Raw genomic sequence first — 17,620 nt, forward strand, 5'->3', positions numbered from 1 at the left:
TTTGCCTTGATTCTGATTTATTGAATAGTCAGAAATAGAATTATCGTTCTTCAGGTAAATTGATATTCATTTCTAACATTTCGATATTTGCTTCAGAACGAACTTGCATTTGGATATGCTGTTCGCCTACACCACTTACATAACGACTGACCACCTGCATGATTTCTTTCTTCATTTGGTCAATCTTGTCTTGGCTTAAACGACGGCCTAAACCTTGTTCTGATGCAACAATAACTTTTAAACGATCTTTGGCAGTTTGAGCACTTGATGGTTTTTCTTCACTGCTAAATAATTTACTCCAGAATCCTGCCATATCTACGCTCCAAATAGTCGTGCTAACCAGCCTTTAGGTTGAGCTGTGATGTGTCGATAAGGGCGGTCTTCGCCAAGAAAGCGAGCAACCAAGTCATCATACGCTTGGCCAGCTTTAGTTTCTGAGTACAGAATAACTGGCTTACCTTCGTTTGATGCTTGTAATACACTTGGACATTCAGGAATAACACCTAATGTCGGTACGCGTAAAATATCTTTAGAAATATCATCAATCGTCAGCATTTCCTGACGGTCAGCACGTTCAGGGTTAAAACGTGTAATACATAAATGCTTACGTATACGTCCTTCGTTGTGTTCAACTTTTTTAGTTTTGCTGTCTAACATTCCGATGATGCGGTCAGAGTCACGTACTGAAGAAATTTCAGGGTTTGTCACAATGATTGCTTCATCTGCATGGTACATTGCTAAAATCGCACCACGCTCGATCCCCGCAGGTGAGTCACAAATAATGTAATCAAATTCTTGAGAAAGCTCATCAATTACACGAGCAACACCTTCGTCGCTCAAAGCATCTTTATCACGGGTTTGTGAAGCCGGCAAAATGTAAAGGTTTTCGATATCTTTATCGCGAATAAGGGCTTGTTGCAGACGTGCTTCATTATTAATTACATTGACGAAATCATAAACAACACGACGCTCACACCCCATAATTAAATCAAGGTTACGTAAGCCTACATCAAAGTCAATCACAACAGTTTTATGACCACGAAGGGCTAAACCTGTTGCAAAAGATGCACTCGTTGTAGTTTTACCTACACCACCTTTGCCTGATGTTACGACAACAATTTTGGCCACCGAATCCACTCCTATTATGGTCATACATACACCCTTAAAAGGGCTGTTTTTTGGTGATTTGCTTAATAAACTAAAGTTCTAGAGCTTCAAATTCAAGCTCTTGCTTTTCATTTAAATAAATATGTACTGGCTTTTTTACCACATGTTTAGGGATATCATCTGCGACACAATATGTTCCGGCAATGGAAACGAGTTCAGCCTCTAAAGATTGGCAAAAAATGCGTGCAGCAGCGTGCCCACCCGCACCAGCAATGACTCTACCACGAACCGTGCCATAAATATGTATATTTCCTGAAGCAATCACTTCAGATCCACTATTCATGCCAGCTTTTAAAATAATATCGCCTTGGTCTTGTACAAGAGATTGGCCTGTACGCAAAATTTCATCATGATAAGAGGTAATATGGGCAACTGCATTATTATTTAGTGGTTTTTTTGTTTCTGTTGAAGCTTGTGCAGGGGCAGCTTTCTCTACAATTGCAACTTGCTCCGCAGTTGCTTTAATGCGTTGTAATGGCTGGTCTGCCGGTAATACAGGGAACTGAATGGCACGTGCTTCATCACCTAAAATACCGTCAATAACCGCCATAGGCTGTAAACCTAAGCTGACTAACAACTGAATTAAAGCAATGAGCTCTTGCTCAACAGTACTATCTATAATAACGACAGTTCCCTGATAGGAACCTTCATTTAGAATATTTGATAATTGCTGGCGGATCACATCATGATCATTCGTATCGAAGGTTATCCTGCTAAAGTTAACCATTCTGCCGGTAATCCGGATATCAGCCATAAGTCTTCCTTCAAGGCGTTAAAACGAGCTGTAATATCGTTAAGTTTATTGTAAATAGAGCAAATGCTAGAACAAATCGTGCCAATTCTCTAGCGTGTTTCATAAAAAATTAAGTAAATGCTTATTCTTTGATTCGATCATGCTCCGCAAGGGTTTGTTGCCACTGTTTGACTTTAACTTGTTTGCGAATTGCTTCGAGACTTTCAAACACTACAGACTCTACAAGTTGCTCAAGCTCACGGTTATTAATATTCACGTTACTTATTTTTTCTGAAATTAATTGATAAGTTGCATTGGGCTGTTCTTTTGACCCTTCAATTAAAGGTTCAATTAAACCGGCACTGATATTTTCCCCAAGTCTTTGACCAATACTTTGTATTTGCTGTTCAATACGGCCTCCGACTAAAGGAATTAAGCGTAATAATTGGGTTAATTCTGGCGTATCTTCTATGGCTTGATCAACAATTTGTCCAACACCTTTTGTAATTGCAGGCTTTTGTTCTTTTAATGCTGTAGCTAAGGATTCTTGTAATATGGAGGTCAGGGTAACCGTAAATTGTTCACGATGATGGTTAACCAGCTCATGAATAATTTGCTTATGTGTTGAGCTTGTTTGAAGCTCATTACGAATGCCATCAATAACCGTAATAACCACGCGATCAGATAGCTCTTCCATAACGACACGATAATAAAATAAACCGTTTTTTCTCCAGCTTTCAGGAATAACCGGATAGCCTAATTCATATAAGCGATAGGCAATAATGCCGGCACGAAACAAACGTAAAAAACGCAATTGCGGTATGATGGCTAAAATTTCATACCAGTGAATAAATGGAAAGAAGAACCAACGTTTATGGTGTTTATAAACAATAGAAATGCCCCAACGGACAAAAAATTCAGTAATTAAAAAGCCAATAAACCAAGCTTCTGTCGTAATTACCCATGGGTGTAAATAGGTTTTATAAAAGCTGAGTACTTGGGGCAAGTGAATATGTTCGAAAAACCATGCCCCAATACTGCTCATTAAAAAGAAATTTGCTGCAAGACAGAACAGATTGAAAATAATAATAAACACCATAAAGATGTCATAAACCAAAAACAGCTTAAATGAAATGCTGTTTGGGTCCATATGGTAATATTGTGCTTGTTTTCTGGAACTGTTTTGCATAGCTATAAATGCTTTTAATGAGTTGAAGTAGTATATCGAGCTTTCATTTGTTCGATGAGTTGATCTTTTTCAGTCCAGAGTTCATGTACCCATTGTTGAAAACGCTCACGGTAAACTGGGTCATCTTCGTAGTTACCGCCGAGTACCCAAGCTGGTATTTCAATTTTACGAAGATTTACCGCAATTTGTGAAACATCACCTAACCAGAAATCGCCATAACCTGGTACACCGTCAGGGTAAACAATCGTCATATCAACTAAAGCATCAATTTTGTCGCCTAAAATATTTAAAGCCAGTGCCAAACCACCTGCTTTAGGTTTTAGTAAGTGTTTATATGGCGAATTTTGTTGATCATGTTTTTCCTGAGTAAAGCGTGTACCTTCCAAATAGTTTAATAATGTAAAAGGTTGGCTTAAGAGCTGTTCGCATGCTTTACGTGCTTCCATCATATCGCGGTCTTTTAATTCAGGGTTTTTCGCGATTTGCTCTTTGGTATGACGTTTCATCATTGGGAAGCCTAAAATTTTAAATGCTTGACCAACGAATGGAATAAAGATGAGTTCCCACTTGGTAAAAAAACGGGTAAGTGGCATACGGGTTAAGCCGAAATACTGGTTTACAGTCGTATCAACCCAACTTTGATGGTTACAAGTCATTAAGTAACGGCCTTGCATACTTAAATCAAGACCTTCGTCGATCGTAATGTCCCATTTTAAATTAGGTAGAACATGGTCAATGAGCCAATTGTTGACACTGAGCCAGCTATTTGTAATTTGAATGTTGGTTTCATCTACTTTGGATGATTTTTTAAATAACTTGGTTAATCCCAAAGCCAATACAGGTGGTCCATGAAAAAAGGTGCTACCTGTAATGACTGTACCGACAGTGAGTCCACGTGTAATTTTTTTTAGCGCAGATTGCTTATTGGGTGCAGTTGACATATAAATGGCCCCGAATATCCAAAATCCATAGAAAGTTGTTCAACTATAACTATCATGAAATGAAATACAACGGTATCTTAGACAACAATGAAGAAATTGTGATGAGTGCACGTCTTAAAGTGCATCAAAATATTACAAAAAACTAACTAAACTGTTTATTATTAACAAAATATCAATGTTTTATACTTCCTTTTTGTTTCATTATTCATCCAGACAACAAAACACACAAAGTGAGGAGGCATGCAATGCGTGCATTAGTTATTTCAACAGTCGTAGGGGCAGCAGTAGTACTTTCTGGTTGTCAGACAACAGGTAACAACCTTGGTGGAATTGAATACGATAAAGCCGCATTAGGTACATTAATCGGCGCAGCAGCAGGTTATGGTATTTCTAAATCAAGTGCAAACTCTAGCCGTCAAAACAACCGTGCTGCGGCAATCGGTGCAGTTCTTGGTGCAGCTGGTGGTTTATATCTTGACCAAAAAGAGAAAAAATTACGTGAACAAATGGCGGGTACTGGTGTAGAAGTAGGCCGTAACCCAGATGGTTCTGTTCAATTGATCATGCCTGGTAGCATCACTTTTGATACGAACAAATCAAACATCAAGCCAAACTTCTATGCAACTTTGGACAAAGTAGCGCAAACATTGGCTGAAGATAACAAGAGTGCGATTTTAGTTACTGGTTACACAGATAACACAGGTAATGACTCTATCAATATTCCATTATCTCAAGCACGTGCTCAATCAGTTAAAATCTATTTAGCTGGTAAAGGCGTTTCTTCAAGCCGTATCGATGCACAAGGTTATGGTTCTTCTAACCCAATCGCAGACAACTCAACTGCTTCTGGTCGTGAACAAAACCGTCGTGTAGAAATCAGCATTTATGCTAAACAATAAGATTTAATTTATTGTTTCAAAAACCACCTTCGGGTGGTTTTTTTATGGGGGCAGTACAAGAAATAATCACGACATTCTGCGGCGCATAAATTGCATTATTAGACATCATTTATACATATCCGTAGATTTACTATTGGGATTCTAAAAAAGAGATGACTATAATCATGCTCGAAAAATTAAGAGGTAATACACGATGTCATCTGCCAGTCAATTGAACGACAAGCAAGAAGAAGCCATGAAATATACTCAAGGCCCTTTATTGGTGCTTGCTGGTGCTGGTTCAGGTAAAACATCGGTAATTACTCGTAAAATTGCCTATTTGGTGCAACATTGCCGTATTCCAGCGCATCGTATTACAGCGATGACCTTTACCAATAAAGCTGCACGTGAAATGAAAGAGCGTGTAACCAAGCTTTTATCACGCGAAGAAGCAAAAGGTTTATCAGTCTCGACTTTCCATACTTTTGGTTTAAATCTTTTACGTTTAGAACTTAAAAATTTACCTTTAAAAGCCAATTTTTCGATTTTGGATGCAGATGACTGTAAACGTATTTTGATGGATCTGATGCATCGCGATAATTTATCAGGTGCAGAGAGTAAAGAGTTAATTGCCAAGGCAATGAAGAAAATCTCAGATTGGAAAAATGATCTGATTTTGCCAGAACAAGCACATTCGACGTGTGAAACACCCGAAGATGTTCAATTTGCCCATCTTTACCAACTTTATGAGCGTAATTTACGTGCCTACAATGCAGTCGACTTTGATGATCTAATCGTTATGCCAACACGATTACTGCAAGAAAATGCAGAGGTACGTGATAAATGGCAAAACCGTGTTCGTTATTTATTGGTCGATGAATATCAAGATACCAACACTGCACAATATATTTTAGTGAAACTATTGGTTGGTGTAATGGGGCAGTTTACTGCTGTTGGTGATGATGACCAGTCGATTTATGCATGGCGAGGGGCGAAGCCTGAAAACATGGCTTTGCTTAAACAGGATTTTCCAAATTTACATATTATTAAGCTTGAGCAAAATTACCGTTCGACCAGCCGTATTTTGAAAGCTGCAAACTGTGTGATTCAAAATAACCCGCATATTTTTGATAAGAAATTGTGGAGTGATAAAGGCCATGGCGAGGTCATTAGAATTATTACCTGTCGTAATGATGACGATGAAGCTGAACGTGTAGTCAAAGACTTACTGACTCATAAACTGATGAATGGTAAGAACTGGAAAGATTACGCTGTATTGTACCGTGGTAACTTTCAGGCGCGTGTATTAGAAACCCAGCTTCGCCAAATGCAGATTCCGTATAAGCTCTCTGGCGGTACATCATTCTTCGCTCGTGCAGAAATTAAAGACGTAATGAGCTACTTACGTCTTATTATTAACCCTGAAGATGACAGTGCTTTCCTACGTATCATTAATACGCCTAAACGTGCGATTGGCCCAGTTACTCTTGAGAAGCTAGGATTATTTGCGCAAGAAAATAATTTGTCTTTACTTGGTGCCTCTTCCGACCAGCGTTTAAGTATGGTGCTTCCTAAAAAGGCAGAAACTCAATTACATGAGTTTGCTGACTTTATCGCAACGTTTACTCGTGAGTTGTTAGAAGACGATGAGCCTGTACCTAAAGTTCGTCAAATGATGAATGAGGCAGGTTATATCGACTATATTCGTGAGCAATCTGCAACACCTGCTCAAGAGAAAAGTAAGCTTGATAACATCGAGAATTTATTTACCAGTATTCAAAATCTGATTAATCGTGCAGAAGATGTTGATGAAAAGAATATTGAAAGCGTTATTCGAAAACTGGTCTTGCTCGATTTGTTAGAACAACAGCAAGAAGAAGAGGACACTGACAAAGTAAACCTACTTACTTTGCATGCAGCAAAAGGTTTGGAGTTCCCATTTGTGTATATTATGGGACTTGAAGAAGAGCTTTTACCGCATAAGAACTCGATTGCAGCTGAAACCATTGAAGAAGAACGCCGTCTTATGTACGTGGGAATTACCCGTGCGCGTCAAGGCTTAACTTTAACTTTGGCAGAACAGCGTAAAAATGGTGGTCAAATGAAACAAATGCCCCCAAGCCGTTTCCTTGATGAGCTTCCACAAGACGAGCTCGAATGGTTAGGGCGTAAAAAGAAAATTGCAGCAAATGTTGACCCTAAAGAACAGGCTCAACAATATTTGGCAAATTTAAAAGCTTTATTAAAGCGTTAATTTTTTTAATTTTTAGGAAATCTCATGAAAGTTCAAGTTAAATTGCTCGATCCACGTTTAGGTAAAGAATGGCCTTTACCTTCGTATGCAACAGCAGGATCAGCAGGTTTAGATTTACGTGCCTGTTTAGATGAAGCAATTGATATTGAACCAGGCCAAACTGTATTAGTTAAAACAGGTATGGCAATTTATATTCATGATGTGAATTTTGCTGGTTTAATTTTGCCACGTTCAGGTTTAGGTCATAAACACGGCATTGTTCTGGGTAACTTGGTCGGATTAATTGACTCAGACTATCAAGGCGAATTGATGGTTTCAGTTTGGAACCGTGGTCAAACCACATTCCGTTTAGAACCAGGTGAGCGTTTAGCACAATATGTTTTAGTTCCAGTTGTTCAGGCTGAGTTTGAACAAGTAGAGGAATTTGAAGAAACTTTACGCGGTGCTGGTGGCTTTGGTCACACTGGTAAACAATAATTAACTTATAAAAAATAATGAAAAGAAACGCCTGTTTTACAGGTGTTTCTTTTTATACCTTGAATGTTACAATGAATTATATTACAACACGCTTTACTCATACTCTTTTAACTTTTTTAGCAAATACCTTTTTGAATACTCTATATTTTTGCGATAGATCAGATTGATCTTTAAATAGAAGATACGCTATGAATGTAAGACACTCATTCCCAAAAAATATTTTCCGTGCTTACGATATTAGAGGCAAACTTTCTTATTTAACTACGGATGTCGTCCGTTCAATTGCCTATGGATTGGCACAACAATATAAACAAGCAGAACAAACTCAACTGGTCATTGGTTATGATGCCCGTCTCACAAGCCCAGCTTATGCGCATTTAATTGAAGAGATATTAGTAGAGCAGGGCCTCACAGTTACAAACATTGGTTGTTGCTCAACTCCGATGATGTATTACATTGCACGTGAGTTTGGCGGTAATGGAATTATGGTGACAGCTAGCCATAATCCAAAATCAGATAATGGTATTAAGTGGATTTTAAGAGGCGAACCTCCATCTCCAGAAATGATTCAGCAAGTAGGTGAATTTGCGCAAACTTATGTTCCTACTCATCCGATTTCATTATTAGAATTATCAACCCCTCAATTTAAATCAGAATTTTGCAAAAAATATCAGCAAGCCATCTTTGACGACATTCAACTCAAACGTCCATTAAAAGTAGTGTTAGATGGTTTACATGGTTCGGCAGGGCACTGTGCGAAACTGGTACTCGAAAAGATGGGCTGTGAGGTTATTGCCTTACGTACGACGCCAAATGGCGAATTCCCTGATCATGCGCCAGACCCTTCACATGCTGCACATTTGAAAGAGTTACGTAAAACAATTGTCGAACAAAGAGCAGATATTGGTATTGCGCTTGATGGTGATGGTGACCGCGTCGTATTACTCGATGAAAAAGCCAACATACTTACAGCTGATCGGTTACTGTCGCTATTTGCACAAATGTGTCTGGAACAGCAGCCCGATAAAGAAATTGTATTTGATGTGAAATGTTCGCTTATGGTTCAAAGAACCGTAGAGCGACTCGGTGGTAAACCGAAAATGATTCGTACAGGTAGCAGTTTCCTCCGTTCATATTTGTCTAAGTCCAAAGGCCTAGCCATTTTTGGTGGCGAATATGCTGGCCACTATGTGTTTAATGACGGACGTGGTTTTGGGTATGACGATGGTATATATGCTGCACTGCGTGTAATGGAATATTTCACCGAGTCTAGTGCGGCAACAGTTTCGGATTTATTTTCTATTTATCCTGAAAGATGCTGTACCGAAGATACCTATATTAGTACTCACCAATCAGATCCTAAGCATGTACTGCAAGACATTGAAATTTTGAGCCATCGTTTAGGCGCTCATATTAGTAAAATTGATGGCGTACGTCTTGATTTTGATGATGGTTTTGGCATTATTCGAGCATCAAATACGGGTGAGTATTTTACCGTAAGATTTGACGCTGATAGTCCTTTGCGTTTAAAGGAAATCCAGCAAAAATTTATTGATATGTTGCAAGAGCGTTACCCGCAAATTGCACAAGAACTTTCTGAGGCCTAATAAGGAGAGGCGCAATGCCACAAGATCAGCATCTCGGCGTCGACAAAGCAAAAATCTTGATTGAAGCTTTGCCATATATTCAACGTTTTTCTGGTAAGACGCTGGTGGTGAAATACGGTGGTAATGCGATGACTGATCCTGAATTGGAAAGTTCATTTGCTCGCGATATCGTTTTACTTAAAACTGTGGGCTTAAACCCGGTTGTTGTACATGGTGGTGGCCCACAAGTTGACTCTTTCTTGAAGCAATTAGGCCGTGAGTCTGACCGTATTGACGGTATGCGTGTAACCGATGAAGCCACTATGGAAGTGGTTGAAATGGTATTAGGCGGTAGCGTAAACAAATCCATTGTTAATTTAATTAATAAACATGGTGGACGTGCGATTGGCCTCACGGGTCAAGACGGCAATCTTTTACGTGCCCGTAAATTATTAATGGAAAAGCACGAAGAAGACGGTTCTATCAAACATATCGACTTAGGTATGGTGGGTGAAGTGACTGGGGTAAAAACAGACGTATTGGAGATGTTTACTCAAAGTGACTTTATTCCTGTTATTGCTCCTTTAGGCGTTGATGAAAAAGGTAATACTTACAACATTAATGCTGACTTAGTAGCTGGCAAGGTTGCTGAAGCACTGGGTGCAGAAAAATTAATTCTGCTTACGAATATTACCGGTGTATTAGATGAAAACAAAAATCTCTTAACCGGATTAACAACACAAGAAGTTGACCGTTTAATTGAGACAGGTGTGATTTACGGTGGAATGATTCCTAAAGTAGGTTGTGCACTAGACGCTGTAAAAGGCGGTGTCGTGAGCGCTCATATTGTTGATGGCCGTGTACCGCACGCGACATTGCTTGAAATCTTTACAGATCATGGTGTAGGTACGCTTATTTCTAACCGTACTCATTCAGCCCACTAATATTATTATTTTCATTAAAAGATCACGCTAAGTGGTCTTTTTTTATGCCATTTAATTTTAGTCATTTTTTTGTCATGAGCTTTGACTAGTGTAGGGGGTGTCACTAGGAGCGTTCATTATGCTGGAAAAATTTAATCAATATCGCCAAACGTGGACTTTACCTCTAAATCGCCATAAGGCTACGAATCAAACACAATTTCGCTTTGAATGGGTTGATAATTTAAAAGAATTACAAGATGTACAACGGTTTCGTGCACAACAATTTAGTAAACAATTCGGTATTCATTTTGAAGATAACTTAGATCAAGATATTTACGACTTTAGCTGTGAGCATGCAGTATTACGTGAGAAATGGACGGGAGAGATTGTAGCTTATACACGTCTCAAACTCTTTCAGGGCCATGAAATTGCACAAAGCTATAGTGCTCATGAATTTGATATTGTTCCCCACTTATCACATTTGCCAAATGTATTAGAAATAGGGCGTACCTGTGTACATCCGCGTTTCCGTAATGGAAAGGCCCTTTCAACATTATGGTTGAATCTTGCACCTAAAGTGTTGTGGTCAATGCGCGCTAAATATTTAATGGGCTGTGTCAGTATTCATCTGCAAGATAACTTGGCCAGAGCGTACTATACGCACCGTCAGATTCAGCAATTACCAGACAGTAAAACCATCGATATTCGTTCTAAAAAAATTTATGAACCTGAATATCCTGAGTTTAGCTTTCCTCAAGATGAGCGCATGCCAAAACTGTTTCAAATGTATTTGAGTATGCAGTCTAAACTATCTAAAGATGCCTTTTTTGATGCTGAATTTAACTGTCTCGATTACTTTGTATTTTTAGAAGTGAATAAAATCGCAACTTCTTTTGTAATGAACAAAATGGCTCAGCGATAAAGATATCTTATATTTTGTAATAGCGAGCGCATATTGGGATTTACAAGCTATTTTACTCTCATGCACAATAGTATGTATGAGGTAATGAAGCGAAAAGTTTAAAACAATATGTGCCAGCTATTAGGAATGAATTGTGCAACACCAACGGATATCACTTTTTCTTTCCGTGGTTTTTCACAGCGCGCAGGAATTACCTCTGACCATAGTGATGGTTTTGGTATAGCCTTTTTTGAAGATAAGGCATGCCGATTATTTGTAGACAACCAGTCTGCAGTTGAATCACCAATTGCTGATCTTATACGTAATTATCCTATCAAATCACGTAACGTAATCGCGCATATTCGTAAGGCAACCCAAGGCAAAATTACACTTGAGAACTCACATCCTTTTATTCGTGAGCTATGGGGACGTCACTGGATTTTTGCCCATAATGGCGATTTACATGATTTTAATCCACCCTTGAGTGGGCGTTTTACACCAGTAGGAAATACTGATAGTGAAAGAGCATTTTGTTATTTATTAGACCAGCTTGTAGAAGTATTTGGCTATGAAGAACCAAGTCTTGAACAGATATTTGAAGTGCTAGAGAAAATTTCTCCACAAATTGCAGAATATGGCACATTTAATTTCTGTTTATCTAATGGCAAAGCTTTATTTAGTTATGCAATTACTAAATTGCATTGGCTCGTTCGTGAATATCCATTTAATAATGCGCATTTAATCGATTTAGATGTCGAAGTCGATTTTAGTCAAGTAACGACTCCTGAAGATCGAGTTGCAGTAATAACTACTGAGCCTTTAACACATAATGAAACTTGGACAGCATATCAACCTGGTGAAATGATTTTATTTCAACATGGCCAGCCTATAAAAAAAGCAATAACACATGTTGAAAGATTAATACGTGAAGAAAAAAATCCTGAACTTAAACGTATTACTCGTGCAGATCAGTATTAAATCTTCAGTAAAAATAAATGTAATTGCTTGACTAATATATATTTCACTTAATTAATAATAAAGTATTTTGTTTAAAAAATACTTTATTGTTTTAGTTGGTTAATATTATTAAATATTTTATAAATCAAAAACTTAATTAATTATTTATTTTTATTTATATAAAGCCGACAAAATAGGTTTGTTTTTATTTATACCCTTTAAAGATAAGATGCGTTTTATGCAACAGTCATTGAACATCATTGGGGGTGGTGTATGAAAATGAAATGGGCTTCAGAATATAATACGGGTATTGATGTTATTGATGAGCAACATAAACGAATACTTGATTATATTAATGAGATTGATGATGTAAAAGATGATGAAGATAGACGTCGTATTAAAGATGTTTTAGACAATATTATCGATTATACACAGTCACATTTTACCTTTGAAGAAAGTTTGCAAGAAGAAGCTGATTATAAATATAGAGTACCTCATAAACGCGTACATGACTTGTTTATTAAAAAAATAGAGTTATATCGTGAGCGTTTTGAAATGGGGCATACTATAGAAGCTGAATTACAAGAAATTTTGGCTAAATGGTTAATTAATCATATTCAACATGATGATGCTGATTATGTAGGGGCAGTAAAAGAAAATATGATGGGGATTATTAGAGAAAAAGAAAAGAAGAAAGGAAAGAACTGGTTCGCCCGTTTTTTCTCATAAATTTAACTCGAAAAACTCTAATATACAGTTAGCGCGGCAAACTATCGTTTCGGTGGTTTGCTTTTTTTATTGTGCAGACTTTGATTTTCATGCATGAGACGGGCAAAATATCTAAAGACTTTTTCAAGGAATGCATAATGCAGGACATACCTATGTCACGTTGGTTATCGCCTCTTATGGCGTTTTGCTTATCTTTTGTCATCATGGCCACTTTGGCACCAACCATGGGCATCCAGATTGATCGTCAGCTCGATTTCTGGTTATTGTGGTTTGGCACAATGTTGTTATTGGCATTACCAGTTTGTTATTTGGAAATTGCTTTAGCAAAACGATCTAAAACAACCGCTTTAAATGCGTTATCGAGTTTAACTCGTGAAGCAGATAGTTCACCTAAATGGCGCGTGGTTGGCTGGCTTGCTGTTGTTTTTATTCCTTTCTTAGCGGGTAATGTACTGAGCACTGCAAGCAATATATTAGTTGCGCAGTTTGCCCCAGGCGTTTCCGGTCAAATCATTTTTGCGGGCCTTGCAGTTGCTGCCTTGGTCTTATCATTTATTCCTCGTCAAATTCTTGTTTTGTTAATGACCATAGGGGTAATCGCTTCTATTGTGTTGGCAAATATGATGGGTACCACGTTACAGCCTTGGCATTGGACCAATGTAGAGTTTAAAGAGTGGGGTAATGCAACCGTACTTGCACTTGTAGCGAGCGGGTTAGGTTTAGGACTTTACTGGCAAAATAGTGTTGGCACTGTTCAGACTCAAGAAGGTGCAACTAAAACTGTTCTTCCAATTTGGTTGGCTCAGCTCATTGCTGTAATTGCTTTTGGTTTCTTCTCGCTTCAAGCTCAATTACCAGTCCTTACGTGGATATTTACTGGCGTGATGACATCAGCATTATTTGTGCAGTTAGCAAGAGAACAACTTGCTCAGCGTCAGCTTATGCCTGTTTTACAATGGGTGATTCTTATTGTTGCGATTGCAGTTTGGGCTGTGCCTGAACTTCATAACTTATTTACGTTGATTCTTATGCTTTGGGGCTTACTCATTAGTTTGATCTATGCAATTTTTGCAGGTTGGATTATGAAAATTAGTCACTTACGTAAATCGATGAATTTCAGCAATGAGCTTTTTTATAACCTATGGCGTATTGCTGTACGTATCGTATTGCCGCTTTCAATTATTGTGGCAATGATTGCTGTAATTGGGCAAAGTATCTAATGGAACGCATTCAACAAGTTTGGGTTGCGTTTGCAGCGCCAGAGCAACAGTTTCTAATCTCTGTTCCATTTGAAGAGGGAATGACTGCTTCACAGGCAGTTCAAGTCAGTGGTTTATCAAGTCAAGTTGATTTGCCTGAACCACTTCAGCTCGGCGTTTTTGGAGTAAAAGTAGAAGCTGATGCTGTAATACATGCAGGTGATCGAGTTGAGGTTTATAGACCTTTAACGATTAATCCAAAAGATATTCGTAGAAAACGTGCCGCGAAGAACCCTGTAGGCAGATACATTAAAGGCAATCGCTTTAAGCAATCAGCTCAATAAGCAAAACCCCTCAAGTTTTTTCACTTGAGGGGTTTCTTTTTATTAGAAAAAACGATTATAGTGGTGGGGCAGTTAAAATTGCTTCTTTAGAAGCAGGTAAACCTGGTTGCGATTCTGGAATAGTCTCTAAACCTTCAATTTTAGTTACGGTTCCAGTTCCATCAAAGTAAATTTTTAAATGCTGACCATGTGCTGCGGGGATTTTCGCTTTTTTAGCATATGTTCCCGGGATATAGTTGTAGATATAGTCCCAACGTTGTGGATTGAGGGGATCAGTCACTGTTGGGCTACCAAGCAAAAAGCGCACTTGCTGGAAATTCATGCCGACCTGTACTTGAGAGGCTTGAGCTTTAGTCAATGGAGTCCCTTGAGGAATATCAACCTTATATACACCAAAGATTGAACAACCAGCTAGGAGTGAAGTGACGAATAACGTCAGCACGAGTTTTTGCATTTTGCTACACTATCCCAATAAATTATGATGCATTTGATCAAAGGATAGATCATACTTCATATAAATTCTATTGCCTATTCCAACTTGAGATTTGTTGAGAGACCTTTTTTCATGCCTATTTCCAATCAAGATTTGCGCAAAGCTGGACTTAAAGTTACCCTTCCACGAATTAAGATTTTGGAATTATTAGAAAATTCAAAACAACATCATCTTAGCGCTGAAGATATTTACAAGACTTTGTTAGAGCAAGGGGAAGATGTCGGACTTGCGACAGTTTACCGTGTGTTAACACAATTTGAAGCTGCGGGTATTATTCAACGTCATCATTTTGAAAATAATCATTCTGTTTTCGAAATTATGCAAGAAGATCACCACGATCACTTGGTTTGCCAAAACTGCAACAAAGTTATTGAATTTACTAATGATGTTATCGAGAAAGAACAGCATTCTGTAGCAGAACAACATGGGTTTACCTTAACGGGTCACTCATTAAATCTCTATGGTTACTGTAATGAACCTGAATGTCAGGATGCATTGCGCAAGAAATAATCGTTTTCACACAAAGAAAACAAATAAAAAAGGAAGGTTACGTTTAACCTTCCTTTTTTTATGAAGAAATTACTGACGATCAAAAGTTAAATGCTGTTTTTCGTCTGTTATTTGATCAGGACCTTCATTTGCAAGTTTAATCGTTAAACGTAAATCGTTTGGTGAGTCGGCATGTTTAAGCGCATCTTTATAAGTAATTTGGCCGGCTTTGTATAAGTCGAATAAAGCTTGGTCAAAGGTCTGCATACCAAGCTCACGTGAGCGTTTCATCAAGTCCTTAATTTCATGAATTTCACCTTTACGGATATAGTCTGAAATTAATGGTGAGTTAATTAAGATCTCAATCGCTGCACGGCGTGAATTACCATCTGGTGTTGGAATAAGCTGCTGTGCAATCATGGCTTTTAAGTTAAGAGACAAGTCCATGTAGAGCTGGCTATGACGGTCACTTTCAAAAAAGTGAATAATACGGTCGAGTGCTTGGTTGGCGTTGTTGGCGTGCATTGTAGCTAATACAAGGTGACCTGTTTCAGCAAAGCCAATTGCGTAGTCCATGACTTCACGAGAACGAATCTCACCAATTAAGATCACATCAGGTGCTTGTCGTAATGTATTTTTTAAAGCAATTTCGAAAGAGTCCGTATCAATACCGACTTCACGTTGAGTAATGATGCAGCCTGCATGTTCGTGAATAAACTCAATCGGGTCCTCAATGGTAATAATATGGCCTTTAGAGTTATGGTTACGATGGCTGATCATTGAAGCCAATGAAGTCGATTTACCTGTACCTGTTGCACCTACGAAAATAATAATGCCGCGTTTGGTCATCGATAAATCTTTAAGCACAGTCGGCAACTGTAAGTCATCAATTGAAGGAATTTTCGTTTCAATTCGACGTAGTACCATACCTGGCATGTCACGTTGCTGAAAAGCACTGACACGAAAACGCGCCGTTTTATCGCGGTTCATGATGGCAAAGTTACATTCACGAGTCTCTGCAAATTCTTTACGTTGTTTTTCACTCATGATGGAATGTAAGAGTTGACCAATTACTTCACCTGAAAGGCTATTTTTTGAAATTGGAACAATTTGCCCGTTAATCTTCATCGATGGTGCAACACCATCTGTAATAAAAAGATCCGATGATTTTTTTTCAACCATCAGGTTGAGCAAGTCATTAAAATCCATAATTGTATTCTCGCTATTTTATTGTTTTTATAGGAATGATTCAGGCTGTTTCGCCGCTGTACGGGCTGTTTGTGGACTAATTACACCACGTGAAACCAAACCTTTTAGGCTTTGGTCGAGGGTTGTCATGCCATGGTTAGCACCAGTCTGAATAGCTGAATACATTTGTGCGACTTTGTTTTCACGAATTAAGTTACGAATAGCCGGAATACCAATCATAATTTCATGTGCCGCAACACGACCACCACCATTCTTTTTAAGCAGGGTCTGAGAAATAACGGCTTGTAGAGATTCAGACAGCATGGCACGAACCATGTCTTTTTCTTCGGCAGGGAATACGTCAATCACACGGTCAATGGTTTTTGCAGCCGATGTGGTGTGAAGCGTACCAAATACCAAGTGACCTGTTTCGGCAGCAGTAAGTGCTAATCGAATCGTTTCAAGGTCACGCATCTCACCGACTAAAATAATATCTGGGTCTTCACGTAGTGCTGAGCGAAGGGCTTCATTAAAGCCATGTGTATCACGATGCACTTCACGTTGGTTAATCAGACATTTCTTAGATTGGTGTACAAATTCGATTGGGTCTTCCACCGTTAAAATATGGTCATAGCGGTTTTCATTAATATAATCGAGCATCGCTGCAAGCGTAGTTGATTTACCCGAACCTGTTGGTCCTGTCACCAGCACAATGCCACGAGGATAGTCGCAAATATCTTTAAAGATTTGCCCTAGACCTAGATCTTCCATGGTGAGGACTTTAGATGGAATGGTACGAAATACTGCACCAGCACCACGGTTTTGGTTAAATGCATTCACACGGAAACGCGCAACATTCGGTACTTCAAAAGAAAAGTCAGTTTCGAGTTTTTCTTCATAGTCACGGCGCTGTTTATCATTCATGATGTCATAAACGAGGCGGTGGACATCTTTATGTTCTAAGGCTGGCAAGTTAATACGACGAACTTCACCATCGACCCGAATCATTGGTGGCATACCAGCTGATAAGTGCAAATCGGATGCGCCATTTTTCACAGAGAAGGCGAGTAGCTCTGTAATATCCATAATTTCCCCAAGTAAATCAAAATATGTCATTATTTTGTAGAATAATATACGGCTTTCACCGAGGCTTACCAACACCTCGCTTTAGG

At 38.6% G+C, this 17,620-nt stretch carries 19 protein-coding genes; 11 read left to right on the top strand and 8 right to left on the bottom strand.

Annotated elements, in window-relative coordinates; all coding sequences use genetic code 11:
- Window positions 1-40: 40 nt before the first annotated feature.
- From minE to J678_RS11280, 5 genes are all read right to left on the bottom strand, one after another.
- Entirely contained in the window at window positions 41-313 is a 273-nt protein-coding gene (gene minE, locus J678_RS11260; protein WP_000896934.1) for a cell division topological specificity factor MinE, read from the bottom strand.
- Window positions 314-315: 2 nt separating this feature from the next.
- Entirely contained in the window at window positions 316-1,128 is an 813-nt protein-coding gene (minD, locus tag J678_RS11265; RefSeq protein WP_001074362.1) for a septum site-determining protein MinD, read from the bottom strand.
- A 70-nt stretch (window positions 1,129-1,198) separates the two neighbouring features.
- Window positions 1,199-1,921: a septum site-determining protein MinC gene (gene minC, locus J678_RS11270; RefSeq protein ID WP_002052013.1), complete on the bottom strand. Its 723-nt coding sequence runs from the start codon at window positions 1,919-1,921 to the stop codon at window positions 1,199-1,201.
- A 121-nt stretch (window positions 1,922-2,042) separates the two neighbouring features.
- Window positions 2,043-3,089 carry a hypothetical protein gene (locus J678_RS11275; protein ID WP_004710238.1) on the bottom strand — a complete coding sequence of 349 codons (1,047 nt, stop codon included), beginning with the start codon at window positions 3,087-3,089 and terminating at the stop codon, window positions 2,043-2,045.
- 14 nt (window positions 3,090-3,103) lie between these two features.
- Entirely contained in the window at window positions 3,104-4,030 is a 927-nt protein-coding gene (locus J678_RS11280; protein ID WP_002051994.1) for an acyltransferase, read from the bottom strand.
- A 245-nt stretch (window positions 4,031-4,275) separates the two neighbouring features.
- Between J678_RS11280 and J678_RS11285 the strand changes: the two genes are divergently transcribed.
- The 10 genes from J678_RS11285 to J678_RS11330 all read left to right on the top strand — a co-directional run bounded on the left by J678_RS11285 (window position 4,276) and on the right by J678_RS11330 (window position 14,278).
- The gene (locus J678_RS11285; protein WP_002052040.1) at window positions 4,276-4,929 is read left to right on the top strand and encodes an OmpA family protein; all 654 of its coding nucleotides are present in this window, start codon (window positions 4,276-4,278) and stop codon (window positions 4,927-4,929) included.
- Window positions 4,930-5,122: 193 nt separating this feature from the next.
- Complete coding sequence (locus J678_RS11290) at window positions 5,123-7,162, top strand: UvrD-helicase domain-containing protein (RefSeq protein ID WP_031955816.1); 2,040 nt, start codon at window positions 5,123-5,125, stop codon at window positions 7,160-7,162.
- Window positions 7,163-7,186: 24 nt separating this feature from the next.
- Window positions 7,187-7,639 (top strand): dUTP diphosphatase, encoded by a 453-nt coding sequence (gene dut, locus J678_RS11295; protein WP_002121799.1) that lies wholly within the window; start codon window positions 7,187-7,189, stop codon window positions 7,637-7,639.
- Window positions 7,640-7,827: 188 nt separating this feature from the next.
- Window positions 7,828-9,246, top strand: a complete 1,419-nt coding sequence (locus tag J678_RS11300) for a phosphomannomutase/phosphoglucomutase (protein ID WP_017393603.1) — start codon at window positions 7,828-7,830, stop codon at window positions 9,244-9,246.
- Between the two features lie 14 nt (window positions 9,247-9,260).
- Window positions 9,261-10,169, top strand: coding sequence for an acetylglutamate kinase (gene argB / locus J678_RS11305; RefSeq protein WP_002052003.1), 909 nt, complete (start codon window positions 9,261-9,263; stop codon window positions 10,167-10,169).
- A 118-nt stretch (window positions 10,170-10,287) separates the two neighbouring features.
- Window positions 10,288-11,070, top strand: a complete 783-nt coding sequence (locus J678_RS11310) for a GNAT family N-acetyltransferase (RefSeq protein ID WP_004710230.1) — start codon at window positions 10,288-10,290, stop codon at window positions 11,068-11,070.
- 108 nt (window positions 11,071-11,178) lie between these two features.
- Complete coding sequence (locus J678_RS11315; protein ID WP_009505210.1) at window positions 11,179-12,027, top strand: class II glutamine amidotransferase; 849 nt, start codon at window positions 11,179-11,181, stop codon at window positions 12,025-12,027.
- Window positions 12,028-12,279: 252 nt separating this feature from the next.
- Window positions 12,280-12,735, top strand: coding sequence for a bacteriohemerythrin (locus tag J678_RS11320; RefSeq protein WP_000782976.1), 456 nt, complete (start codon window positions 12,280-12,282; stop codon window positions 12,733-12,735).
- 152 nt (window positions 12,736-12,887) lie between these two features.
- Window positions 12,888-13,955 (top strand): hypothetical protein, encoded by a 1,068-nt coding sequence (locus J678_RS11325; RefSeq protein WP_004710227.1) that lies wholly within the window; start codon window positions 12,888-12,890, stop codon window positions 13,953-13,955.
- Window positions 13,955-14,278: an RnfH family protein gene (locus J678_RS11330; RefSeq protein WP_017393294.1), complete on the top strand. Its 324-nt coding sequence runs from the start codon at window positions 13,955-13,957 to the stop codon at window positions 14,276-14,278. Before J678_RS11325 ends, J678_RS11330 begins: the two co-directional genes overlap by 1 nt.
- A 55-nt stretch (window positions 14,279-14,333) precedes the next feature.
- Here the strand turns inward: J678_RS11330 and J678_RS11335 are convergent, their stop codons facing one another.
- Entirely contained in the window at window positions 14,334-14,732 is a 399-nt protein-coding gene (locus J678_RS11335) for an outer membrane protein assembly factor BamE (RefSeq protein ID WP_001170994.1), read from the bottom strand.
- Between the two features lie 111 nt (window positions 14,733-14,843).
- Here J678_RS11335 and fur point away from each other — a divergent pair, with 111 nt between their 5' ends.
- Window positions 14,844-15,281 (top strand): ferric iron uptake transcriptional regulator, encoded by a 438-nt coding sequence (fur, locus tag J678_RS11340; RefSeq protein ID WP_002052029.1) that lies wholly within the window; start codon window positions 14,844-14,846, stop codon window positions 15,279-15,281.
- A gap of 69 nt (window positions 15,282-15,350) precedes the next feature.
- On the opposite strand, the gene J678_RS11345 is transcribed toward fur, so the two are convergent.
- Both J678_RS11345 and J678_RS11350 read right to left on the bottom strand, forming a co-directional pair.
- Window positions 15,351-16,469 carry a PilT/PilU family type 4a pilus ATPase gene (locus J678_RS11345; RefSeq protein ID WP_002052019.1) on the bottom strand — a complete coding sequence of 373 codons (1,119 nt, stop codon included), beginning with the start codon at window positions 16,467-16,469 and terminating at the stop codon, window positions 15,351-15,353.
- 27 nt (window positions 16,470-16,496) lie between these two features.
- The gene (locus tag J678_RS11350; RefSeq protein ID WP_006581387.1) at window positions 16,497-17,534 is read right to left on the bottom strand and encodes a type IV pilus twitching motility protein PilT; all 1,038 of its coding nucleotides are present in this window, start codon (window positions 17,532-17,534) and stop codon (window positions 16,497-16,499) included.
- Window positions 17,535-17,620 lie beyond the last annotated feature (86 nt).

This window comes from Acinetobacter sp. 1424608 (assembly GCF_000588255.1).
GTDB lineage: Bacteria > Pseudomonadota > Gammaproteobacteria > Pseudomonadales > Moraxellaceae > Acinetobacter > Acinetobacter nosocomialis.

Excerpts from the sequence above, each read along its gene's own strand:
- J678_RS11310 (WP_004710230.1), top strand. The coding sequence starts at position 10,288 with ATGCTGGAAAAATTTAATCAATATCGCCAAACGTGGACTTTACCTCTA.
- J678_RS11320 (WP_000782976.1), top strand. The coding sequence starts at position 12,280 with ATGAAAATGAAATGGGCTTCAGAATATAATACGGGTATTGATGTTATT.
- J678_RS11345 (WP_002052019.1), bottom strand. The coding sequence starts at position 16,469 with ATGGATTTTAATGACTTGCTCAACCTGATGGTTGAAAAAAAATCATCG.
- minC (WP_002052013.1), bottom strand. The coding sequence starts at position 1,921 with ATGGCTGATATCCGGATTACCGGCAGAATGGTTAACTTTAGCAGGATA.
- J678_RS11350 (WP_006581387.1), bottom strand. The coding sequence starts at position 17,534 with ATGGATATTACAGAGCTACTCGCCTTCTCTGTGAAAAATGGCGCATCC.
- fur (WP_002052029.1), top strand. The coding sequence starts at position 14,844 with ATGCCTATTTCCAATCAAGATTTGCGCAAAGCTGGACTTAAAGTTACC.
- J678_RS11315 (WP_009505210.1), top strand. The coding sequence starts at position 11,179 with ATGTGCCAGCTATTAGGAATGAATTGTGCAACACCAACGGATATCACT.
- J678_RS11330 (WP_017393294.1), top strand. The coding sequence starts at position 13,955 with ATGGAACGCATTCAACAAGTTTGGGTTGCGTTTGCAGCGCCAGAGCAA.
- J678_RS11325 (WP_004710227.1), top strand. The coding sequence starts at position 12,888 with ATGTCACGTTGGTTATCGCCTCTTATGGCGTTTTGCTTATCTTTTGTC.
- J678_RS11280 (WP_002051994.1), bottom strand. The coding sequence starts at position 4,030 with ATGTCAACTGCACCCAATAAGCAATCTGCGCTAAAAAAAATTACACGT.
- argB (WP_002052003.1), top strand. The coding sequence starts at position 9,261 with ATGCCACAAGATCAGCATCTCGGCGTCGACAAAGCAAAAATCTTGATT.
- J678_RS11275 (WP_004710238.1), bottom strand. The coding sequence starts at position 3,089 with ATGCAAAACAGTTCCAGAAAACAAGCACAATATTACCATATGGACCCA.
- minE (WP_000896934.1), bottom strand. The coding sequence starts at position 313 with ATGGCAGGATTCTGGAGTAAATTATTTAGCAGTGAAGAAAAACCATCA.
- dut (WP_002121799.1), top strand. The coding sequence starts at position 7,187 with ATGAAAGTTCAAGTTAAATTGCTCGATCCACGTTTAGGTAAAGAATGG.
- J678_RS11300 (WP_017393603.1), top strand. The coding sequence starts at position 7,828 with ATGAATGTAAGACACTCATTCCCAAAAAATATTTTCCGTGCTTACGAT.
- J678_RS11335 (WP_001170994.1), bottom strand. The coding sequence starts at position 14,732 with ATGCAAAAACTCGTGCTGACGTTATTCGTCACTTCACTCCTAGCTGGT.
- J678_RS11285 (WP_002052040.1), top strand. The coding sequence starts at position 4,276 with ATGCGTGCATTAGTTATTTCAACAGTCGTAGGGGCAGCAGTAGTACTT.
- J678_RS11290 (WP_031955816.1), top strand. The coding sequence starts at position 5,123 with ATGTCATCTGCCAGTCAATTGAACGACAAGCAAGAAGAAGCCATGAAA.